This is a genomic window from Candidatus Lokiarchaeum ossiferum, assembly GCA_025839675.1.
Lineage (GTDB): Archaea > Asgardarchaeota > Lokiarchaeia > Sigyniarchaeales > Promethearchaeaceae > Lokiarchaeum > Lokiarchaeum ossiferum.
Genome location: CP104013.1, coordinates 5,690,011 through 5,710,687, shown reverse-complemented (window position 1 = coordinate 5,710,687; position 20,677 = coordinate 5,690,011). Strand labels below are relative to the sequence as shown.

Sequence of the window (20,677 nt, the reverse complement as noted above, 5' to 3'; positions counted from 1 at the left end):
TTATGGCAACATTAATCTCCCTGGGTGCATAATATAATGCGGATCAAACATTTCCTTCACTTTGCGGAGGTATTTTAAATAAGTTCCCGCTTTGGAATAGGTCATTGGGGCATGTATATATGGATCTGGTCGGTAATTGATCCAACCTTTGGTTAAACAATATTCGGTGGTTTCCCGATTCATGTCTTGTACCCGTTGGAAATCTTCCGGTTTGGCACTATCGAAACATACAATAGGCATACAGATCGCTTGTCGACAGCGTTCGATGGAAGCAATCCACATGACTTCTGGGAAGCCATATTTCTTCAAAACGCCGTTATAATATTCCGCAAAATCGGCACATTCGTTCCATGGAGTATACCATGTAATGAAGAGGAACCCAGCTTCCCATTGACTGTAAGGAATAGCAATCTTGTTGGGTTTTTTCATCCGAGATTCGATTTGTTTTGGATGTAATTTCCATTCTCGGATTGCTTCTGGTTCGCGTGCGCGATTTTTTTTGAAGTCTTCTGCATACTCGTCAATGGTCTTACAGACAAAATCTAACTCTTCTTGGGTATTAGCCCAAATCTCCCAATTCATCCACCATCGTGGTACTCCAATTTTCTCAAAGAACTTATAATCGTTTGGGATTTTATCTTTTGGGAAGCGAGTCATCACAAGAGGGTAGTTGCCGCCTTGTACCATCACCGTATTATGTGCAATTCCGAATTCGAGTTTACCAATTTCAAGAGTTAAGTCTTGCATGTCATGAGAATTACCCATAGCCCATGCCTTAACAGTTTTAAAATGAGGGTGAGGGAAAATTTTCACAACACCTTTGGTGACCACACCCATGGTCCCTTGGGAACCCATTAGGGTGGAAAATAATTCTGGACCTAAGCCCCAACGATAGAAGGGTTTCGCACCATTTAAAGCCATAGAACCGTAATTTAAAATATCCCCATTAGGCACACAGACTTCAGCACCCATGAAAACTTCTCCTTGAGGACCCATAGAACTGGTGACTAACGAGAATCCTCGGTCGATTCCATCCCCTAACACCGTAGCGGCAGGAGGAGCACCGTCAGCGACTGGAGGAATGTATTTGGGATGGTACTTTTTCATATACGCCCATAATTCTCCGTTGGTCACACCGGGTTCAATAATCGCATAACGATTATCTTCATCAATTTCGATGATGCGGTTCATACGACCTAAATCAAGTACAACGCCACCCGGTTTAATGACTGGACAAGCAAACCCACCCGACAATCCCGCAGACAATGGTGAGACTGGAATTCGTCGTTCGGAACACCAGATCAAAATTTTGCGGACTTCTTCGGTATATCGTGGACGAACAATACAATCTCCAATTTGTGACTCCAACCCCATAACACTCTTGGACAGATAACTGGCACAAATGGCTGCGTTGGCGGAGACATAGGTCTTCCCAACGATAGATTCGAAATGTTCGACATCTTTCTTTTCACAATTATTATATTCCATAACTAATTTACCTCGAGAGAGGAAAATTTTTGTGTGGCAAAACGTTCCCACGCAAAAATTTATACTAATTCAAGTTCTGACTTTGGGGATTTTTAAGACTTTATTTTCCATTTTCCAGTATTATTGTGAAAAGCGAAAGAAATGCGACATTGGAGTGGTGGGTTCGGAAAACTTTTGGTTTCCGAGTGATCATATTCTGACATTTCGGAATGTAGGAAAGGATATTTTATAAAATCAGTTAAAAATTAGACTTTTTGTATTGCTAATAATAATCAAATATTAAGATTCAATGAAAAAATACCATAAATTTAATTTTATGGCGTTGTTGAGAACACTTGCGCTAAGTTCAAAATCCAAAAAGATTCACCCTTATTTATTAAGAATATAGGAGGGTTAACAGTAATAATTACGATTATACTACTTCTAATTCTCAGTGAAAAATCTGATTTAAATACAAGTAAAATTGAATTTTTCATTTCCAATTATGGAATTAATAAAAAAAAATATGATTTACTGATTAAATAAGACTAATTTCCTTGTTCAAATATAGTTGTGAAAGTCTCAAATTTTTTCTGGCCATCTTCTTAATAGCATTCAGTTTTCTCGAGATATTTTTTCTCTCACTTTCAGAAAAATCTGATCCAAAATAGAGATAAGCTAATTCTTTCGGGGAGATAAAGGGAGTCCTAATCAAGATATTTTCAATGAAAACTAATCGTTTATAGTTTTCCCACATTTTGCTATTGAATTTGATTGAAATTTCAGGAGAAAAGATTTCATCAAAGTAAGTAAAATGGTTACGAGATATTTTTAGGTAATTTTGTAATTCTCTCCTACCACTTCCAGCATTATTTAAATCTTCTCCTAAGAATCTTTTCAATTTTTTACCCTCTGTCATTAATTGATGCGAAATAGATGGAAAACGGAATTTGATATAAGCTATTTCCCGAAAGGTTAGTTCTTCATCAGATTCAAGTGATATCTCGTCCCAATTACATATTATAGCAATTGAATTATTATAAATTCGTTTTAATCCTCTTTGTATAGGAGAAGATGTTATAATATGACGAGTTGATTTATATTTCTCAAGCAAATAAGATTTTGAAAATTGCCGATTATTTTCAAATAGATCTATCAATATTGAATTTCGAATATCACCAATTCTCCCTAATGAAATACTGCAACTTGGTTTAATGGAAGGAATCCAAGATGGATCGATGCCATATGTTTCGAGAATAGGAGTAATATCTAATTTAGATTTAAATTCATCACGTATTTCATCCAAAGTTAAATTTTGATCTAAATTTTTGCGATTGTAATCAAAAGAACGAAAATGATCCATCCCCAAAATTTTTTCAACGACAATAATATTGGCTAGACTGATTTGCTTCTTCTTATTGTTGTAAAAACGGCTCCACATTTCTAAGTCTGCTATCCTTTGCAAAATATCAGAAGGAAAATTGCTATAAGCCAATTTCAAACTGAATTGGGAATAAGACATTTCATGAAATGGATTTTCAGCTTTGGTTAACTCTTTGGGTGATGTTGAGAGTGGAACAATTTGCATCTTCATATGTTTTCTCTCTAGCAGATCGATATAATGATTAATTTCACTTATAGAAAAACCTTCAATTAATCTTTTACCTTCTCCTCCTAAAGTTGAATTATATCCATCATGATAACTGTTGAATTCTTCAATCCAAAGGATCTCCAATAATGATAGAGTTTCTTTGTTGTCAGCTCTAAAAATTACTTTTTTTTTATCTAAAAGCTGTTTATTTATGACGATATGGGGTGTTCCATTAGCTTTCAAGTATTCCAGATATTTATCAACTGTCAGTATTCTCCAAGTAGATTCACCATATTTTCTAATTGCCCGACTTAATTTGTAATCATATTCAGGGGAACCCTTTCTTTTTGCGTCATTGATATGATCTGAGAATCTTGCATAATTATCTGGTTGAGCGGTCTGCCCAACATATATTGAGTTGCATTTGGGATGAATTGAAAACATCACATAAATTATCCCAAATCTCTTCTTTTTTGCTACACGTGCAATAGTGGAGGATAAATTTAATGCTGCAATAGCAGATACCGTACCGCTTAAAAATTTAATCCAAGGTTTCACTTTTCCTTCATTATTATGTATAATACTAACGTTCATATTTCACATTCATTTCCTTTGAATTTACTTTTAAATTACTATCATTTGCTCATTTTTGATTGAATTTCATCATATCTAATTAAAATTTTATCTTTTGATTAAGAATGTTTAATTTCTATGATTTTACAAAATTAATTGACAATCAACAAGTTCAAATCTACTTATCACATATAAATTCTGCGTTATATACTTTTTCATAATCAGTGAACCACCTATCTGTACAATTCTCACACATAATTCACCAAATCTAAATATTACTGATTTTCCATCACTTTCTTTCTGGATCTTCCTGAGTGAAATTGTATAAAGTCCATCATGGATAGTTGACTCCTTTTTATACTAAACAAAAATCTACAAAAAAAACATGAAATAATATTTTAAAACGGGGTAAAATTATTTTTTTAAACAGAATTAAAAAATCAATCGAATTCAAAATAGAATATTTAAATTGTCCTTAATCATAATGAATATATAGCAATAAAGAGGCAAAATCATGAGTTTGAAAAATTTGGAAGAGATTAATTTACGCTTCATTAAGGTCAGCAAAAAGAATTCGCTAGCTGAACCGCTTCTATCTGGAAATAATCCACTAAAAAAAGGAGTTATTGTATTCTTCTTTGGCAATATAAACATTGAAGAGATATATACACCAGAATCAGAAAGATCTCCAACTGTTTATCAAAAAATTGCTAGTGAAAGTAAAAAAAGAAAAGCAATGCAATGGAATCAGATCAAGTATTTTCAGGAGACAATAAATAATGAACAAACCTATTGTATAACCGCTACTTCAAAAACAATATATATTTATCAATTAAAAGGTCCAATCTTTATACTCCATGATGAAGGAATTAATAAAAATGAATGGAATGGTTGGTTATCTTCCCAAACCAAATCAAAATATGCTTGCTGGGATGATACACATTTTCCTAAATTTATAGAAATTGAGAATTTACAAAAAAAAGAAGTTCTTTTTGCACCAGAAATACTTGCCACTCTCTCAGGATCCCGAGAATTTGCATATAAAACAATTGCTCCTATCAATAGGTTAAATATAAAATATGCAATAAAAAAACTATTTCCGGAAATTTTCCAAGATTTCAGTATTCCTGTAGAAGAGCAATTAATTCATTATCTAGGACCTATTGAGTTTGAAACATTGATATTTAAGTTATTTTCCGATTTTGATTGTATTGTAAGTGGAATGAGAGGAGGTTCCCGTCAATGTATCGATTTACTAGTATATAATCCAAATTCAAGCGATAAAAAACTTAATTTAACAAACACAAAGGAAATAATAATCCCTGCAAAAAATAAAATCACCATACAAATCAAACATAAAAGAATTGCCATTAAAGAACTGGAATCCGATTGGAAGAAATTTGGAAAAGAAACCATTGGGATGGTTGACATAATTATTGGGCTTTCATTTGATGAAAGGAAGATCGGAAAGCTTTGGAAGGGATTAACTTTAAACAGTAAAGATCTATGGGATATGTTAAAAAAACCAGAACATGCGAAATCAAAAAAATGGTTTAATTTCATGATAAAAGAACAATATCAGTATTGGATCAATTGGATAGAAAGAAAGAAATAAGAGAATGAACCAGTTATGAATCAAAAAAATGAAATAAAAAATAATGAACTTGTGTACACCAATGTTTTACAAGAAATGTTTAGGGAGCTTAGAGAACATTTTCCAATTCAGAAAACTGAAGAGAAATTAGGAGGAATTTATATATTTTGGGGAAAGCCTCCTCAAGAAGAAAAGGAACAAATGCTTTATATTGGAAGCACGAAAAATTTTAAAGATCGCATCACCCGTCATTTTGGAGGAGTTCAAGGGCACCTTTTTCACTTTTTAGATGAATGGTGGTCAATATCTAAAGTTCAAATTGTTCCCATTTTTCAGAAGAACAAAGAAAAAGCGGTAAATAACGATTCAATGATATTGGGAAACTTAGAAAAGAAATTTTTAGATCATCCTATAATCCAAGAAATGAAAGATAAAAAAAAAATTAAAAATCTCAATCACTTGCTTGAAGATTTCCTGCATCTAAATATGGATACATACTATAAAGAAATTAGATATACCGATAGAATAATTGATGAAGAATTGATAAATAAGTTGGAAATCCCTTTAAAGACATTTTGGGAAAAAAAGAAATTAAAACCTAATCTTTTTGAATTCAAGTTATCAAACTTAAAAATTGCTAAACTGGAAGCCCATTTTATTACCACAGCAAATTTAATTGATAGTTTTTGGTTTCAATATCAAATGTATGCAAAAAATTGGAATACGGTGAGATTATTCGTAAAAAATTTGCACGTCTCGTATTATAACCTTAATAAATTGACCAAAAATGGTAAAAATGCAAACCCTAATTTCGGTTGGATGTACTTTTTGCCAAGAAATGCAGATTTTGGAGTTATTCCTTCTAATATGGAGAGCGATTTGGAAGTAAAATTTAAGGAAGCATGGGAAAAGGGTCATTTCAAGATTTCTTCTAAATTCAAAGACGATGAGCAACTTGTGGTAGATAAAATTAATATTTTTCAGAGGGTCTATGTTAAGAAAATCATTAATCTACGGAAATATGGCAAGTTGAAATATTATATTGACCAGCTTTTCGATTGTTGGAATAAATTTCTTCCAGATTATAAATTTTAATACATAAATGGAGAGTGTAAATATGCAAATTAACCAATTAAAAATTAATAATTTTGTTTGCTTTGAAGATGCCACTATAAAATTTAATACCCTGAATTATATAATAGGTCAAAATAATATTGGAAAAACTCTTTCACTTCAACTAATTGAGCAATTCTTTTCCAATCAGCAAGAAAGATATCGTTTCTTTAATTTAGAGCAATTTATTGATAAAAAAAAGCCTATTGAATTATGGTTAACTTTTAAAAATTTCAATATTAAAGAAATTGCTGCTTTTGAAGCTTATTTCTCAAATTTAGATTCTTCAAACCCACAAGATATTGAATTAATTCTAAAAATCAAAGTGGAAAATCACGAAGATGAAATTGAGATCAATCCTTTTGTTATAATTGATGAAATGGAAGAAAAAAATTTCGCAGTTTACAAAAGATTACTGGAAAATTATTATTTCATGCTTATAAGCTCAACTAATGATGTAAAAGCAACAATCAATCTTAGAAATAGAAAAGGAATATTCACTAAAATTTTAGAGAAAATTCTTGATTCTTCAATGAAAGATGAATTGATTGCCATAATTGAGAAAATTAACTTAAATTTGAACAAAAGAGGTTCAATAAAAGAGTTCAATCATAAATTGAAAGAGAAATTAAGAGATTTATTTGAATATGATACAAGATTAGCCATTCTTGATCCTTCTTTGGAATTTGGATTATCTACTGAGGAAAAATTGCTCTATAATTTTCAAATATTGTTAAGACAAGAATCAAAAGAATTTCAGCCAACTGAAATTGGAGATGGGTTGAAAAATTTTTTTATAAATACTTTATTCCAAATATATTTAGAATCAGAATATAAATCGAATAGTAATTCTTTTTCAATTTTAATTGATGAGCCAGAAATCCATCTTCATCCCCATAGCCAACGGTATTTGATCTCTTTTTGGAGAAATGTTATTCAAGAATTGATCGGGGAAGATTCGGAGAATTATCAATTAATTGTATCCACTCATTCATCAAATATTCCTTTTCCAACAGAAGAATCGAATTATCTGTTTTATCATAAAAGTTTAAACAATATGACGACCGTAAATTCCAAATCAATTCAGCAATACAAAGATAAGAAATTAAAAAAATGGATATTGAATACTCTTCAAATATTCCCAGATATAATTTTTGCGAGAAAAATTATTATTATTGAAGGAAAAACAGATTGGTGGTATATTAAATATTTTTCTATGAAAGATGAACGATATGATTTAAATCATAAAGGTATTTCCCTTCGTTATGTCGGTTCTTGCTCTGAAATTGAAAATGCCGTAGAAGCAAACAATTTTTTTGAAAAATCTATAAAAGTGATCATTGATGATGATAAAGGTGACAATAGTGAAATTGAAGCAAGATTAAAATCCAAAAAAGTGGAAGTTTTTAAAATAGATAATGCAATTGAATCTCTTATTGGGAAAGCTCTTACAATACCATCCCTCTTCAAGATTATTAAAGATATTGCGGAAAATCAATCTCAATTCTCTAATGTAAGCAAAATAATTTCAAAAATAATTACATACCACAACAAAAAATTTGATAAACAGATTGATAGTTTTGAAATGCTTGAAGAAATTTTTAATCAATATGAGAAAATAGATCAAATTGAGTTAGTCAAATTATTAAGAAAGGGCTTGATTTCCATTTTAAGTAAAAATAAAACCGAATATATGTGTTTTGTTGTTGGCAATATTATTGTAAAAGAAGATATTCGTGAAGAAATAAGAGCCATTCTGGAATTCATTTGCAAGGATTAGGAGATGTTATTATCAAAGTTCCATCACAAAATTTATGTATAGAATCACCTTCTGGAACATATGTAATTAAAGCGGGACCAGGAAGTGGTAAAACTTATACTTTAGTTAAAAGGATTGAATTTTTGCTTCAAAATAATTACTTAGACATAAATCAAAAAATTCTGTGTTTGACTTTCACGAACAAAGCGGCAATGGATATGAGAGATCAAATTAATGAAAAATTTGATGAAAAAACAATTAAATCGAGAATTTGGATTGGAACTTTTCACGCTTTTTATTATTATTTAATATCCAAACATGGCAACTTATTATTTAATGAATTTTTAGAAGTAAATCAAAAAATAAGTGAATTAATTGTACCCTCTCAAAAAATGGTTCAAGGTGATCAAAATAAATTAAAGAAATTTAGAACAAATATATTATCTGAATTTGTGAAGAAATGCAAAAAATTTACGATGGGGGATGTTTCAACAAAAAATGGTCTATTTTGGAAATTTCATGAGAAATGTGAAGATGAACTAAAATGTCCAAAAGATTGTCCATGGGAAGCAGAATATCACTATTTTAAAGATGTTTTAAAATATTATATAAAAAATGGGCTTTTACCATTTGAATTGATGGAGTTATGTGCAATTTGGATGATTAAAAAATATAAAAATATTCGTTATATATTGAATATCAAGTTTCCAATTATTCTTGTAGATGAATTTCAAGATTGCACCTATTACCGGTTAAATTTCATTTTGTTATTATGGAGAGCTCAACAAACAAAAAATCTTATGGTTGTGGGGGATGAAGATCAATCTATTTACAAGTGGATTGGTAGTCTTCCTTCAATTTTTGATAAATTTATTAGAAAAACCAATGCGAATCTTTTGAAACTTGAAGTAAATTTTCGAAATCCTAAAAATATCATAGAGTATACAAATGAAACTTTATCCATGGGATTAATTAAAAATGTTGATTTCAGAAATAAAAATGATGCAAAAATTATACAAAAAGAAATAAATCCAAATAATTTACAAAAAAAAATAGAATTCATCAAGAATGAAATACTTTCTTGGACAAAGGAGGGAATAAAAGCAGAATCAATCGTTATTTTTGCGAGGACTAATTCAATTGTATTGAAAATTAAAAAAGAACTCATTAAATATGGAATACCTATATCTGAATTAGATATTAGTGAAGATCAAATTAATGAATTCGATAAATTTTGCTTTTCATTACAATTTTATCTTAACCACAATCCCATACTGCTTGTAGATTTACCCAATGATTATCAGGATTATTTAAATAAGTTTATTTTTCAACGTACTTCTAATATAATAAAATTGATTAATTTCATTTTCAATTACGATGATAATTTTTTTTCTTCCGAGTTTAAAAAAAAAATATCAGTGGAGGTACAGAATTTTATTGTTTTTAATAAATATGAATCTGACGATAGCAGGGCTTTATTAAGCAGTTTACTTAATCATTTGCGAATTGCCATAAATATAGACCAAATTTTGCCACACGACTCCAATAAAATTCGAGTTATGACACATCATAAAGGAAAAGGATTAGAATTTGATATAGTATTTTATTATGATTATAATCCGTCAAAAAAAAAAACCAGATTAAAATCAGAAGAAGATAATATCTGTTTTACTTCTCTAACCCGAACAAAAAAATGTATTTACCTAATACAAATATAGTTTTTTTTTAAAATCAAAGTTTTACTCATGACAATAAAAGAGTAAATTTCAAAAGCAAATACAGTGATGTATTAGTAGTTTAAGAATAGGGGGAAAGACGATAGTGGTAGATAAACAAGTTTTAAATAAATTTTTAAACAAAAGAAAGAACCCAGGTAAAAAGAATAGTAATCATTTTCCAAATATTGATGAAATGGCCATTGGAGAAAGAAGAACACTAAAAGCAGCAATTTTGGTTTTGGATATTGCTAATTCATCAAAGTTAGAAGAGAATGAATTCATAAGATATGTAAGTCCATTTCTACATATGGTTTTTCATATTGTGAATGAAAAGAAAGGAATTGTTGACAAATATACAGGGGATGGTGCAATGATAAGTTTCTGTGATAAAAATCAACCAGATGAATTAGCTTGTGAAAATGCCTTGAATGCTGCCTTAGAAATGTCTCAATTATTAATTGTTCTGAAAAAAGAGCATAAATTTCCAGACCTTAAGATAAGAATAGGAATTGATTTCGGACTAATTAAAGTTGAAAAAATAGGTTTGAAGACAAAACCCCAATTGATCATCGTTGGTCGCCCTGCAATTACAGCAAAACGATTAGAATCAATAGGAAAAAAACACGCAACGTTTGATCAGAACTCAACCATTTGCATTGGTTCAGATATTTTTCATCTACTTTCTGCGAAAAGAAAAAATAACTCCAAGATAATAATTCCACCATTTCCTTATTGTAATTATTTAAAGGGTGTAAAATCGCATTTTGGTCAAAAATCACCATATAAAATATATGAATTTCAAGGTAGATATAGATAAAGAATTAAATAGAGAAATAAATTAAAAAACAAGAAAAGAAAATAACACAATATAACGAATGACCAATAGAAGAACCCCTATATTCAAAAACCAGAAGGAATATTTATAACTGGCATATTTTTTCTCATTAATCCCAGCAATAGCATAATTTTCCTTGATATAATCTTCAAAAATAACGTAATCATCCATTTCTTCAATGGTATCCTGATATTCTTCGAGTTTTTCCTTAATAATATTTAAAAAGAAGATATGGTCATCATATTGCTCAAAGCGTGCCATGAGAACGGCTGTGGACATATAAAAGGAAATGATCAAGAGGACAATGCATAAAATGAAACTTGAATATTGCAAAATTGTCAGACTTTGAACTTTCACGATGGTGGTAAGATAGGAATCGACCCCGAACATAATGGGAAGAAGGACAGATATAATCCGGATTAGGATACTTGCTTTATTGTCTGCCAGTTGGATCATACTGCGATTGTGCTGAAAAACGGTTTTTAAGTAATCAACTTTTTCTTGGTTCAACTCATCTTTTGGAATGTAAAACACCTAGTGAATACTTGATTTCTGAATTATTAATTGTTTTGAAACAGCAAAAAATGGAATATGGAAAAAAAATGAGATTTATAGATAAGAACAAAATGATTCAAGAAAAAATTCTAAGTTAAAACGATTTGCTTTTTATATCCCATATTTACGAATTGTTAATACCGTAATAATTGACACAATACATGATGAGATAAGCGTAATTATAATCTGAGTTGAATTTAACCGTGCTCTTTTTTCAACTTTGTTTGATTTAAGCATTGCTAAATCAAATTCAAGTTCTTCTTTAAAAATATTAATTTTTTCTAAAGTATTCCGAAATATCTTGGAATTTTGATTACTATCATCTGAACAATCAAGCAATTTCAATCGGGAATTTAATTTTTGAAAAGTGGTGATAATAGAAGATATTCTGTCGATGGGGAAAAAAAGAACATTAAAATCTTTAATAATCGAATTTAACGGGGATAGTTCCCCATCAAAATAAAGCGCATTATAAAACTTATACCAATTATCAAGAATCTCAGAAATCTCTCCTGGATCCATTTTTTCAATGTACCTTAAATTTACAACTTCCCGTCTAATCTCTGAAATATTGTTTTCTATGATATTCTTAATATTTCTATATCCCTTTAGACATTTATTATTGACATGTGCTAAACGAAAAATACAAAGGGTAAAAATGAAATTGAATATAATTGACGCAGTTATCAATTCGGGTTGAATCAAAATCGAGGGATCTAATAATCCAGCCAAACCTATAATAACTAAAATGATAAGAAATGGAAATAGAATCCACATTGCACAATTATTAATTAGTGTCCAATTTTCAAAATAGAACCCCTTCCGTTCAAGATTATCTTGATATTTTTTATTTCTTTGCTGCCTCGAGTAGTCCTATTAAGAAGATAATCAGGATGTTGCTCATCGAATGATTTTTGGTTTTTAATTTTTATTTTCAATCTTGATTCTGATTCTTCTTGTCCAATTAATCCGGTTAATAAAAATAACATGAAAACTGACAAAATAAGAACTAATATCATCCATACATTATTTATTTTTAACAAAATCAAAAACAGAACGATTGAAAATATCAAGTTATAAATGCCCATCAAACCAATAGATCTTTTTCTTTCAGGAAATTCTACAATATATTTTCGGTGGTTAAATTTTCTTCCTGAAAGCGGGAGATTTTTTTTCTTCTTTTTTGAGAATATTTTTTCTCCATCATAGGTTATCTCCAAATTCCTAAGATTATCCTTCAATTTTGTAAATAAGCCTTTTTGACTACTCATAGTTTAAGATTGATTATTTATCCAATAAAACTGTTTTGCCATGCATGATTTGAAAAACCTTAGATCTTCATTAGATTTATTGTGTCTCAACTTTTTTATGTTTTCATTGAATCTATCTCAAGAAGATTAACCCTTTTTTTTAAAAGTTAAATATGGCGATTGGATTTTTAGATAAAATTTAACTACACCTTTGTCCAAGAGTAATATTATATGACAATTTCTCGTTTGCATCGAGTAGAAATCTTCAACCTCCTCAGTTTTGATCATCAAGTTTTTGAGAATATTGGAGAATTAGGGGTAATAATTGGTCCAAATAACGCTGGTAAGAGTAATTTTTTTAAAATTCTTGAAAAAATAAGACCAAACCAGAACCTTAATCATAAATTTATCATGTTTGATGAAAATCCAGCTTTGGCAAAAATCATCATTAATTTTAAGTTTGAAAAATTGAAATTAAGGGAGTTTTTTGTGAAGAATTCTAAACACATCTTTAGATCGAGAGCGAAGGACTATATTTTAGATCCAGAATCTTTTAAAATTTATAAAAATAGGCAATATGATGAAAAAGAGAGCTTAACAATCGAGGAAGCATTTGCAAATATTATATTCGAATTAATTTTAATGCCAGGATCTAATAATAGAGTTTTTATCAAGAAGGTTTCCTTTCAAAATGAGTGGTTTTCTCACTCATTTGGTGAAAAAAAAAATTTGGGGTCAAATTACAGTTTCAGAATTCTAGACCTGAGTAATCCAACTCATGTTGCAAAAACAATTGAAAAACATCAAGAATGGAGATATATACCTGAAAATATATTTCATACAAGCTTTCCAAATTCTCAAAAAAATATGTTAGATGATAAAAATTATTTTGAAATATTGAAAGTGGAACCTTTTCTTTATTTTTTCTTAAAACCCATTGTAAATTTTCATTCTAAAATGCGTTGTATTAAAGAAGACAGATTTTTTAATCATTTTTCTAAAATAAAGGAGACAAATGATATCAAGGCTTTAGACGCAACCGGTAATAAAATTCCAACTTTGATTTTAGAATATGACACTAATCAAAGGTCAAAATTAGATAAATTATGTAATTATTTGTTTAGATTTTATCCAAGTCTCCTAGAAATCAATCAAAATTTTTTAGTAAAACCCGATTATGCATTGTTTGATCCTAAATACAATTCAGAGCTTAATAGACATATTTCAGATTTTCCAATTACGATACCTTATCTTAAAGAAAAGAAGCTTGATTACAAACTTACTTTTGACAAACTTGGAAAAGGAATTCAGCAACTAGTTATTATTTTGGCCTTTATTTTGGAAACTGAAGAAGATGGAATATTACTGATTGAAGAACCGGAACTTTTCATCCATCCACAACTCCAAAAGATTCTTTTATCAATAATCAAAGAAAATCTTGGCAAATACCAAGTCCTAATCACAACCCATTCACCCTATTTTATCGACAATTCAGAGGAGGACTGGAGTATTCATCGTGTGAAACGAGTTGATAAAGTGACTCAAGTGTTCAATGATAGCAAAGAAAACTTAGACATTCTCTTTCAAGATCTTGGCATTAAACCATCAGATTATCTAATGAATAACGGAATGATACTTGTAGAAGGAAAGGATGATATTGAATTCTTCAAGAATGCCATCCCAGGGTTATTGGAAGATAATCGAATAGTCTTACAGCAATTGGGAGGTAAACGAGATGTACATTATTGGGCAAATGCAAAACTGATACAACATTTCACCAATAAAAACTTCAAATTTTTAATTATACTCGATAATGATGAAGGAAATACAGAGATCCTTAAGAATAGAGCAGTAGAAATTCAAGAAAAGATTCTTCTTCTCCCGGTTCGAGAAATTGAAAATTTGTATCTGAATCCGGAAATTCTCTTAGAAATGATAAAATCTTCAAGTAACCCCTTAGTAATCGAACCTACTTTGGAATTAATAAAACAAATTATCAAATCAGCTGTTGATGAACAGATGATCAGAAAGAAGCAAATAAAATTCTTTTTCAACGAATTTCCAAAGGTTTTCAGTGAAAAAGACAAAAAAAAAATATCGAAAACGTTTGTGGAAAACAAAGAGGGAGAAACAAGAAGTCAAGAAACTCGTGTAGATTCCTTTTTGAAAACCATTGAAGATTTTATCACAAAACATAAACATATTTCGTTGGATAAACAATTCTACAAAGAGAGATTTGCAACATATGCTAAAGAAATCGAATTAATTATCAAAAAAGGGGAAGAATGGAAAGAATTTCCTGGGAAGGAATTGAAACTCAGAGTTTTTGCTGAATGTTCAAAAAAATTTGGCTTCATATATGAAAAAGATAATTACTATCGCATTATTCAGGAAAAAGGATTTGTTAAAGAGAAATTACTGGACAAAATATCCCAAAAATTAAATCTCAACTAAAAAAGAGGAATAAACTAAAAATGACCTTGTTTAGCAAAGAGATTGAAAGAATTAAGATTGATGATATTGAAAATTTCCTTAATGATATTGGAAATGAATCCCATCGCGTGGATTTCAAAGAATTTTTGAGTGCTAATGATGCATTTTCTTATGAATTTCTAAGAGATGTTGTTTCCTTCGCAAATACTGATGAGACTGGAATCATTCTTTATGGAGTTACTGATAAGGAGAAAAAAATAGTAGGAATGAAAACTGAAGATTCATTTAATGGAGATAAGCTGCAAACCCATCTTGTAAATATCCTAAATGAAAGAATTTCACCAAACATAATAAATAATATTGAAGTTCAACCTATTTATTTTCAAAATTCTCGGTTCATTACGATCGTAAGAATAAAAACACCAAAAAACAAAATATACTCCCTTTATCATAAAAAGGAACTATGTCATAATAAAACTGTTGATTTACATGAGTTTTGGATTAGAGGATCCGGAAGTAAGAAACAAATAACCTTCAATGAATTACTACAAATTAAAAAGTTGCAGAATGATGAAACACAAAGTAATAATGAAATATTTAGAGCATATAATCAAGTCATGAAGTTGATGGATTTAGCTTTCATTACCAAAAATGAAGATTTGGGGCCAAATTATCCAAATCAACTAAAAATATTAACAGAATTTATTAGAAATCATAAATCTAATTTGCAAGATTTTTTAAACTTAACTACAACTATTGATGAAAAAGAAGGTAAATCAAGTGGAACTAATACATTTGGATACTTCACATCAGCTCGAACCTTAATTAAATTTCTTTTTTATTCTCAAAATGAAAATGAAAAAAACTTTGATATAAGTATATCCTATAATCCAGAAAAGATCTCAAAAGTAAATGGGAGTATCGGAAAGAATACAATTCACGCGGAGGGAAAATTCATCTTAGATTATTATTTACAGTTTAAATTTGAGTTATGTAATTATATCAACAACCAATTTTCTATAAAAACTCAAGAAATGATCCAATTAGAGAGATTTTACTTGTACTTTGATGAAATAAGCGAAGCTTACAGACGGAATCAAAATTTTCAAGAAATTCTCCAACAAATCTTTCAAGATGATAAAATTTTAGAAATGTTTGCCATTAGAGGAGTTACATTGTGTATTGAGACTGGATCTGGTGAATATTATCTCCAAATGAATGATAAAGACAAAATTGTTGAAATGCGGGTTGATATCACAGAAAATATATTTGAACAATTCAAATTCGAAAGTTGGAATGATATTGGTCGTAAATTGGATCATATTAAATCAGAACAACCAGATTTATATAAAAAAATGTTTCAAGGAATGTCTTTACATCGTATTGGAGTTTTAAACCAACTTTGGGATCAAATTTGTCCAGAAATGGCTCACAAAAATGAGAAGGAATGGATTGAATCTTTTCAGCATCAGTTTTGCGATTCCATTGAGAAGGAAAGATGGAGTCATATTTCATTCATGTATGAAAATAATGTTTATGAATTTCAGAAGTTATTTCCCCTAAAAATTATTGAAGGTATATCTTATCTGAAGATAAATCATTATTCACTTAAATTATCAAAAATTGAAGGAAGATGGATTTCAGAAATCTATGATTCAAGTTCAAAAAAAAGAATAGATCATAAGTTAAATAAAAAAGAAACTTTAGATAATAATTCATTAATGACTAAGCAAATTTTTAAAGAAAGAGGCCATCTCATAAGTCTCCCACTTTTTACTACCCCAGGCTTCTAATATAAATAATAAAAAAGTATTTTGAGGAGTTTATCAGAATAAAAAGCACTATTTTTTTTTGAAACAAGGATAACATACCGATTTTTCAATAGAGCTATGGTGTGATTGACCACAATGATGACAATATTCTCCAGAATTGGCCCATTTTTTATCTTTGCCCAACATTCACAACAGCACACTATTATTAACTTAGAATCATATGAAATAGTGATATGGCTAATTTTGTAAAAGCAGAAAAATTTTTCAATTTCCTCCCAATTCCAGCTAATAGTTTTTTATGAACTCAAACCAGAGAATTGAATGCAAGAAAGATAAAACTCAAATTTCCGATTATGTTAATTGTAATTTATTATAAAACCAAAAAAGAAAAGACTTGAAAAATGAATAAAATTCTGGAAAATCTTAATATATTGAAACCAATATTGATTATTTTACATGGATCTCAAGTAAATAAAAAGTTCCTTGATCCCAATTTAGATATTGATTTAATCGTTGTTAGTAATTACTTCATTAGAATAATATTTTTTGATCGTATTAAAATGATCCAAAATATCTTTAAAAATAAGAATATATCAAATGTAGATGTAATTTGCTTAACTGAAGAAGAATTTTATTCGAATATACAGAAAAAAAGTAAACTAAATGAGTCTTTAAAGAAAGGTTATAGAATAATTTCAGGAAGAATTAGGAATGGACACAATTTATAAGGATTTATGGATAAAGGATTTTTCCGATCGATTAAGAAAGTATGAAGAATCAAAGAAAGAACCATTGAAGCATGTAAAGCAATATTTTGTTGATTCTGGAAATTTTTTATTGTTCTTAAATGATTTCTATAAAAAAGATCCAAACCATAAGAGCATTCAAAATTGGTTGTATCATTTAGGAAGTCTTTTTGGTCAAAATATATCATCTTATTATTATGGATATCTATTAAACCAAAAAAGCATTGATGATTTCAAGAATAGTAATAATTTAATTGCACAAATGTTAATTTTGTTTAAAACTATGGAATTATTCAATGTTCCATCTGATATTTCAATTTTAAAAACTTTTTTTACAAGAATTCATCGATATTTAAGTAACCTCGGTTCAAGATTCACTGATCAATATTTAGGATCGTTAGTATGTTATGGTTATTGTCTCTCAATAGAATTTTTTGGTTATTATCTTAAAAATACAATGGAAAATGCTTTTTATCGTAAAACTGCAAGAAATTGTTTGAACATTTCAATAAAAAGATTATCAAATTTCTTAAAAAAAAAAAAAATTATTCAGATTTACCCAAATGCAATATCTCTTTGGATTTTTATATTGAATATTTCTCAAAATAATTCAGATATTGAAAAAGCACTAATTTCTAAAAATCAAAATTTAAGACAAGAAATTCTAAGAAATTTAGATAAACTGACAAAATTTCAATCCTTGGGTTATTCTCTTTATTCTTCCATTGATGACAAAATTTTATACCAATCTATTGTAGCAGCTGCAAAAAAAGCACATAATACATTTAAATATACTGGATCATATTGGAATAATATACCTAGGTATGCTATGACTGAATTCTTCTCAAGTATTTATGGAAATGAAATAATAGAAAAAGAATACATTACAAGTTTTAATTCTTATTCATTAGATATACCTCTTTCATTTATTGATAAATTAATTGGAAAAACTATTGACATTCAAAACATGATTGAATTTAATTCCACAATGCAAGAAATAATCATCAATAAGCAATATAAGGAAGAGAATTTTAGAGATTATTTCTTAGATCAATTCCATTCAAATTATTGGATTTCTGAGAGAGAAAAAGAAACTATAAAAAAAACGAAATGTGATCTAAATATTAAAACATCTCATAATATGTTTAGAATCTCTTTTGAATTTAAAATATGGCCTAGAAACTTCAAAGAATATCCTCCGATTGAAGAATTAATTGGAAACATGGGATTTAATGATAAAATAGGTATCCTTTATATGATTAATGAAAATTTGAATTCGATAGATACAACATATAAGAATAGACTAATTGAAAATCATAGATTAAGTATACCTGGAACTTTTGAAGAATTTAATATCCAAGGTTCATCTAAAAAATATTACTTTTCAAAATATAAAACTGATGAAGGACGGATAGTAGAAATATTCCATTTTATTTTTGATTTATTTCCTTTTTGGAAATAAATCAGGGATAAATTCTGTTTTCTTGGTTTGAAGAGTTTTTTATGAAACTGTAATTCAGTGGAGTCTCAAAAAATAAATTTTGGAATAATTAATTCTGAAAAAATTAAAAAAATTGAGATTTTTTTTTCATTTAGATGAGAGTATTATCAAAAATATCAAAATATTATTGAGAAGCATATAAAATGTTATATAAATATAAAATCTTTGTATGAAATATTCGGTATTGTTGGCATAATCCAAGTGTTCATCAATTTTTTTTATTGATCACCTAATGTAGGTGTAGAAACAAGTAAATCTTTGATCAACTGATTTTCTAATTACTAATTAATAGGGATTAGGGGTAAAATCATAATCTATAATTATGGATACAAATCTTTTATAAATTCTGTTAAGCCTGCAGATAATAAATCATTTTTATATCGAAAAATCATGTCCAAAATTTTTTATCTATATATTCTTTTAAAATCTCTCTTTAATTTTAAGAAAAACTTACAACTATACGACTTTATAAGTAATTAGAATATTTAAAGATCAAAACACATAGTAATCTTCTTCATATTATGGTTTTGTTTTGATAATTACGGTAGGAGATTAGATAGTGTTAATAGCTTTTTTTCAAGGAAGAAATGGGTGATGGGGGTGTTTATGGTCAACAAAGTTCAACAAAAATTTTTTGAAAAACTAAAAGATTTGCCAAGTAAAAAAGTACGTTCAAATAATAAAACAATGCGGGATGGAGAATTATTTTTTGAAGAATTCATTAATGTTTGTGGCTTAATTTCGCATAAAATTCCTTTAGAACATGATTATGGAGAAGATTATTATGTAAAAATTGTTGATGAAGATGAGAGATTGACGGGAGAAATGGCAATTTTTCAAATTAAATCTGGTAAGACTTTTTTTAGACAAAAATCATCTCGAATTCCTTATGCTCATTTTTTATTACCAAAATCTGAGAGAAATCTACATACATTGAAATACTGGAATGAGCAACCTTTGCCAGTTTTTTTATTCTTCTATTACAAAAAGAAATCATTGTATAGTATTATTAATGTAAAAACATGGCTAGCCAATCCAGATTTATGGAGTAATGATGAAGGACTTCCAGTTATATCTAGCAATTTATCAAACAGCAATAATTCTGATGAATTTTCGAATTTCTATTATGATGAATTTTTGTACGATGTAAGAAATGAATGCGGCTATAATTCAATATTAAAGGTATTGGAAAAATTATTAAATTCAGATGATGAATTGGATTATGATTCATTTTCCTTTTTGATCAATCACCCAAGAATTCTGATTTCACCTCTATTAGGAGTTATCATTAATTTTCTAATTCAGAAAAACTTTCTTAATGGAATTGATATATTGCTTGATCAACTATCAGCAGTAATTTTTGCATACAATCATAAAATTAGAGAACTAATAGAAAAAAATTTTAGTGAAATTGCGAATAAAATTATTTTTGAACAATGGAAGATAATAATATCAAGGATTTGGATGTTAGATTTTAAGAAGGAGAGACCAGGGGATAATCTATTTTTTCTTCTTAGTTTTGTGGATAAAGATAAATTAAAAATAATTTTGGAAAAAATACTTGTTGATAAATCTCTTGATAAGAAATTTGATAGTTTAAGAGTAAATGCTTATGCCATCTATTTGTTTGGTTCTGACTTATGCAACATAATTCCGTTTTCTCCAAAAATTTTGATCAAAACGATGAAAAAGGACGAGAAACACTCTGAAATCTACTTCAAACACCAAGAAGAAGTTAATTCCTTATTAGCATAGTTTTTTACAAAAAAA

At 28.7% G+C, this 20,677-nt stretch carries 15 protein-coding genes; 10 read left to right on the top strand and 5 right to left on the bottom strand.

Annotation, left to right across the window (positions count from 1 at the left end; all coding sequences use genetic code 11):
- Both NEF87_RS24330 and NEF87_RS24325 read right to left on the bottom strand, forming a co-directional pair.
- Window positions 1-1,488 carry an FAD-binding oxidoreductase gene (locus NEF87_RS24330; RefSeq protein ID WP_457917873.1) on the bottom strand — a complete coding sequence of 496 codons (1,488 nt, stop codon included), beginning with the start codon at window positions 1,486-1,488 and terminating at the stop codon, window positions 1-3.
- Window positions 1,489-2,005: 517 nt separating this feature from the next.
- Window positions 2,006-3,652, bottom strand: a complete 1,647-nt coding sequence (locus NEF87_RS24325) for a hypothetical protein (protein WP_457917872.1) — start codon at window positions 3,650-3,652, stop codon at window positions 2,006-2,008.
- 493 nt (window positions 3,653-4,145) lie between these two features.
- On the opposite strand from NEF87_RS24325, the gene NEF87_RS24320 reads away from it, so the two are divergent.
- The 5 genes from NEF87_RS24320 (at window position 4,146) to NEF87_RS24300 (ending at window position 10,632) form a co-directional block, all read left to right on the top strand.
- Window positions 4,146-5,246: a hypothetical protein gene (locus NEF87_RS24320; RefSeq protein WP_457917871.1), complete on the top strand. Its 1,101-nt coding sequence runs from the start codon at window positions 4,146-4,148 to the stop codon at window positions 5,244-5,246.
- A gap of 15 nt (window positions 5,247-5,261) precedes the next feature.
- Complete coding sequence (locus NEF87_RS24315; RefSeq protein WP_457917870.1) at window positions 5,262-6,320, top strand: GIY-YIG nuclease family protein; 1,059 nt, start codon at window positions 5,262-5,264, stop codon at window positions 6,318-6,320.
- Window positions 6,321-6,342: 22 nt separating this feature from the next.
- Window positions 6,343-8,118, top strand: a complete 1,776-nt coding sequence (locus NEF87_RS24310) for an ATP-dependent nuclease (protein ID WP_457917869.1) — start codon at window positions 6,343-6,345, stop codon at window positions 8,116-8,118.
- A complete protein-coding gene (locus NEF87_RS24305) occupies window positions 8,106-9,815 on the top strand; it encodes a UvrD-helicase domain-containing protein (protein WP_457917868.1) in 1,710 nt (569 codons plus the stop codon). Before NEF87_RS24310 ends, NEF87_RS24305 begins: the two co-directional genes overlap by 13 nt.
- 103 nt (window positions 9,816-9,918) lie before the next feature.
- Complete coding sequence (locus tag NEF87_RS24300) at window positions 9,919-10,632, top strand: adenylate/guanylate cyclase domain-containing protein (protein ID WP_457917867.1); 714 nt, start codon at window positions 9,919-9,921, stop codon at window positions 10,630-10,632.
- A gap of 21 nt (window positions 10,633-10,653) precedes the next feature.
- Here NEF87_RS24300 and NEF87_RS24295 read toward each other — a convergent pair whose 3' ends face one another.
- From NEF87_RS24295 to NEF87_RS24285, 3 genes are all read right to left on the bottom strand, one after another.
- On the bottom strand, window positions 10,654-11,184 hold the full coding sequence (locus tag NEF87_RS24295) for a hypothetical protein (protein WP_457917866.1): 531 nt from the start codon (window positions 11,182-11,184) through the stop codon (window positions 10,654-10,656).
- Between the two features lie 132 nt (window positions 11,185-11,316).
- Window positions 11,317-11,982 (bottom strand): hypothetical protein, encoded by a 666-nt coding sequence (locus tag NEF87_RS24290; protein WP_457917865.1) that lies wholly within the window; start codon window positions 11,980-11,982, stop codon window positions 11,317-11,319.
- Window positions 11,983-11,996: 14 nt separating this feature from the next.
- The gene (locus NEF87_RS24285) at window positions 11,997-12,476 is read right to left on the bottom strand and encodes a hypothetical protein (RefSeq protein WP_457917864.1); all 480 of its coding nucleotides are present in this window, start codon (window positions 12,474-12,476) and stop codon (window positions 11,997-11,999) included.
- A 210-nt stretch (window positions 12,477-12,686) separates the two neighbouring features.
- Here NEF87_RS24285 and NEF87_RS24280 point away from each other — a divergent pair, with 210 nt between their 5' ends.
- The 5 genes from NEF87_RS24280 to NEF87_RS24260 all read left to right on the top strand — a co-directional run bounded on the left by NEF87_RS24280 (window position 12,687) and on the right by NEF87_RS24260 (window position 20,662).
- Entirely contained in the window at window positions 12,687-14,909 is a 2,223-nt protein-coding gene (locus NEF87_RS24280; protein WP_457917863.1) for an AAA family ATPase, read from the top strand.
- 20 nt (window positions 14,910-14,929) lie between these two features.
- Window positions 14,930-16,681: an AlbA family DNA-binding domain-containing protein gene (locus tag NEF87_RS24275; protein ID WP_457917862.1), complete on the top strand. Its 1,752-nt coding sequence runs from the start codon at window positions 14,930-14,932 to the stop codon at window positions 16,679-16,681.
- A gap of 380 nt (window positions 16,682-17,061) precedes the next feature.
- The gene (locus NEF87_RS24270; RefSeq protein WP_457917861.1) at window positions 17,062-17,388 is read left to right on the top strand and encodes a nucleotidyltransferase domain-containing protein; all 327 of its coding nucleotides are present in this window, start codon (window positions 17,062-17,064) and stop codon (window positions 17,386-17,388) included.
- Window positions 17,372-18,868: a hypothetical protein gene (locus tag NEF87_RS24265; protein WP_457917860.1), complete on the top strand. Its 1,497-nt coding sequence runs from the start codon at window positions 17,372-17,374 to the stop codon at window positions 18,866-18,868. The genes NEF87_RS24270 and NEF87_RS24265 overlap by 17 nt, the downstream gene beginning before the upstream one ends.
- Before the next feature lie 645 nt (window positions 18,869-19,513).
- Entirely contained in the window at window positions 19,514-20,662 is a 1,149-nt protein-coding gene (locus NEF87_RS24260) for a DUF4365 domain-containing protein (RefSeq protein ID WP_457917859.1), read from the top strand.
- Window positions 20,663-20,677 lie beyond the last annotated feature (15 nt).

Bases quoted from the DNA above. Each gene is read 5' to 3' on its own strand.
- NEF87_RS24280 (WP_457917863.1), top strand. From the start codon at position 12,687: ATGACAATTTCTCGTTTGCATCGAGTAGAAATCTTCAACCTCCTCAGT.
- NEF87_RS24320 (WP_457917871.1), top strand. From the start codon at position 4,146: ATGAGTTTGAAAAATTTGGAAGAGATTAATTTACGCTTCATTAAGGTC.
- NEF87_RS24315 (WP_457917870.1), top strand. From the start codon at position 5,262: ATGAATCAAAAAAATGAAATAAAAAATAATGAACTTGTGTACACCAAT.
- NEF87_RS24270 (WP_457917861.1), top strand. From the start codon at position 17,062: ATGAATAAAATTCTGGAAAATCTTAATATATTGAAACCAATATTGATT.
- NEF87_RS24275 (WP_457917862.1), top strand. From the start codon at position 14,930: ATGACCTTGTTTAGCAAAGAGATTGAAAGAATTAAGATTGATGATATT.
- NEF87_RS24310 (WP_457917869.1), top strand. From the start codon at position 6,343: ATGCAAATTAACCAATTAAAAATTAATAATTTTGTTTGCTTTGAAGAT.
- NEF87_RS24265 (WP_457917860.1), top strand. From the start codon at position 17,372: ATGGACACAATTTATAAGGATTTATGGATAAAGGATTTTTCCGATCGA.
- NEF87_RS24330 (WP_457917873.1), bottom strand. From the start codon at position 1,488: ATGGAATATAATAATTGTGAAAAGAAAGATGTCGAACATTTCGAATCT.
- NEF87_RS24290 (WP_457917865.1), bottom strand. From the start codon at position 11,982: ATGTGGATTCTATTTCCATTTCTTATCATTTTAGTTATTATAGGTTTG.
- NEF87_RS24260 (WP_457917859.1), top strand. From the start codon at position 19,514: ATGGTCAACAAAGTTCAACAAAAATTTTTTGAAAAACTAAAAGATTTG.
- NEF87_RS24285 (WP_457917864.1), bottom strand. From the start codon at position 12,476: ATGAGTAGTCAAAAAGGCTTATTTACAAAATTGAAGGATAATCTTAGG.
- NEF87_RS24325 (WP_457917872.1), bottom strand. From the start codon at position 3,652: ATGAACGTTAGTATTATACATAATAATGAAGGAAAAGTGAAACCTTGG.